Here is a 2,010-nt window from a genome sequence, read left to right as displayed (position 1 = left end):
GGGCGATCTGTTCGGCTTTGACCAGGGCCAGCAGTGCGCCGCGCCCGGAGCGGGTGAGCAGGTGAGCGCGGGCGATGTCGATGAGGTAGCGGGCTTGCCGTTCCGGTGAGAGCTGTTCGGGGTGGCGGACGTGGGCGGCACGGTCGAGGGCTTGTTGTCCGTTGCCGAGTTCGACGGCGACACCCACGGCGTGCATGGCCACATTGGTGGGGCCAAATTCGGTGTCGTGGTGGTTGGCGTCGCCACCCAGCACGGCGGCGAGCCGGCGTGCCACGGTCAAACACTGCTCGGCGGCATCGGTGTTGGCGTCGCGGGCGTGCAGGATCGCCAGCAGCAGCGCGCTGGAACCGACCAGTGAGATCAGGGCGGGGTCGCCGCCGGCGATGATGGCGTCGTGGCGGCGGGTTGCTTGGGTCAGAACGTGGCGGGCCAGTGCTTGTTCGCTGGAGTCGAGCAGGGTGCGGGCCATCCGTAGTTGCCCGGCCAGGATCAGGGCGGGGTCGTGGCTTTGTTCGGCGGCGGCGATGGCGCGGTCGGCGGCCACCCACCCCGCACCACGGTCGCCGACTTTGACCAGCATCGCCGCAGCGGCTTGATAGGTCTGGGCCAGCAGCGGAAGCAGGTCGGGCCGTTGAGTTTTCGCAGCGGTGCGGCTGGCGTTTTCCAGCTCGCTGATCAGGGCGGCGATGGTTGGTCCCATATCGCGGTAGGCGCTGGCGTGGATGCGCTCCCAGATGTGGCGGGTGCGTTGGCGCAGTGACTCCATATCGCAGGGTGGGCCGTCGATGACCGGGGTGATGATGTTGTCGGGGGCGGGGTGGCCGGCGATGGCAAGACGCAGCTGCTCGACGTAGGGGCGGTTACGGACGGTTTCGGTGTCGGGTCCCAGGGCGGCGTCGATGAACTCTTGTAGCGGGGCGCCCAGCAGCGCGGCCAGTTGGCCCAGCACGGTGATGTCGACCAGCGGCAGTTCACCACGTTCGATTTGGGCGACCCAGCTCACCGATTTGTGTATCTGGCCGGCCAGCCGTTCCCGCGACCAGTTGCGCTCTTTGCGGTAGCGGCCGACCAGCTCGCCAGGTGTGGGGTCAGCGCGTGGCACCGTCGCCTCGAAGCGGCCTGCCGTCGATTGCGCCGGCAACCGGCGTCAGCGTCCACACTTCGGGCGGGCCGGTCAGGTGTTGGGTCCGCTCGGCGAGGAACCGGCGGGTGTGCGGGGCGGCCTCGTGCGCCTGAAACGCGTCATGGTTGCGGTAGCACTCGTAGAACACCCGCATGCTGGGCTCGCCGGCCTGGGCGTGGCTGGCGTAGACGATCGTGTCGGGTTCACCGGTGGTGATCGCGGCCAGCGTTTCGGCGACCAGTGCGTCGAAGGCGTCTTCGTGTCCGGCACGGACGCTGAACCTGACCAGCAGCGCGAACAATTCTCACCTCCACGCGGCGACACCGCCCCGGTGTGAGGCCGGCTGCCGCACACCCTACCCGGCGACCGCCCCTGCCGGTGACGACGGCGAGCGCACCCGCTGACGCGACGGTGCCGGTCAGCGGAGCGGTGCCCGGTGCCGTCGGCAGCGCACAGCTTTGCACAGCAGCACTGTGCGTTTTAGTCCGCCGCTGGTGGCCCCGGCTGGGGTCGGGCTGTGCTGGGTGATGCGTCCAACAACACCGTTGGGCCGATCACCGAGAAGACAGGACACAACCATCATGAAGCTACGTATCGACACGACCGGGGTGACGTTTTTGTGCACCCGGATTCCGGAGCAGCGCACCAATTTCGACACCGGTGCACCGCGCGTGGACAAGGCCACCGGGCAGGCGTTGTGGCAGGTGCAGCTGATCGCTTTGGACGCCACCGGCGGTGAGGTGCTGGCGGTGACCGTGGTCGGGGAGCCGAAAGTCACGGTCGGCCAGCCGGTGGCGGTGGCGGGTTTGGTGGCGTTGCCGTGGTCGCAAGACGGCCGCTCGGGCATCGCGTATCGCGCCGAATCCATCACCGCCACCGACCCCGCC

General features: G+C 68.8%; 3 protein-coding genes. 1 reads left to right on the top strand and 2 read right to left on the bottom strand.

The window, feature by feature from the left end; all coding sequences use genetic code 11:
• Together AC2VON_RS21545 and AC2VON_RS21540 are read right to left on the bottom strand one after the other, a co-directional pair.
• Window positions 1–1,102, bottom strand: a 1,102-nt coding sequence (locus tag AC2VON_RS21545) for a helix-turn-helix domain-containing protein (protein WP_486954678.1), incomplete at its 3' end; no start/stop codon positions are given.
• Complete coding sequence (locus tag AC2VON_RS21540; protein WP_486954677.1) at window positions 1,089–1,424, bottom strand: putative quinol monooxygenase; 336 nt, start codon at window positions 1,422–1,424, stop codon at window positions 1,089–1,091. The genes AC2VON_RS21545 and AC2VON_RS21540, both read right to left, overlap by 14 nt.
• A 280-nt stretch (window positions 1,425–1,704) precedes the next feature.
• Between AC2VON_RS21540 and AC2VON_RS21535 the strand changes: the two genes are divergently transcribed.
• Window positions 1,705–2,010: SCO3933 family regulatory protein (locus AC2VON_RS21535; protein WP_486954676.1), on the top strand; the 306-nt coding region annotated here is incomplete at its 3' end.

It is taken from the genome of Mycobacterium sp. TH-M82 (assembly GCF_057473605.1).
The sequence above is the reverse complement of the archived record's forward strand: the minus strand, read 5'-3'. Positions and strand labels throughout refer to the sequence as shown.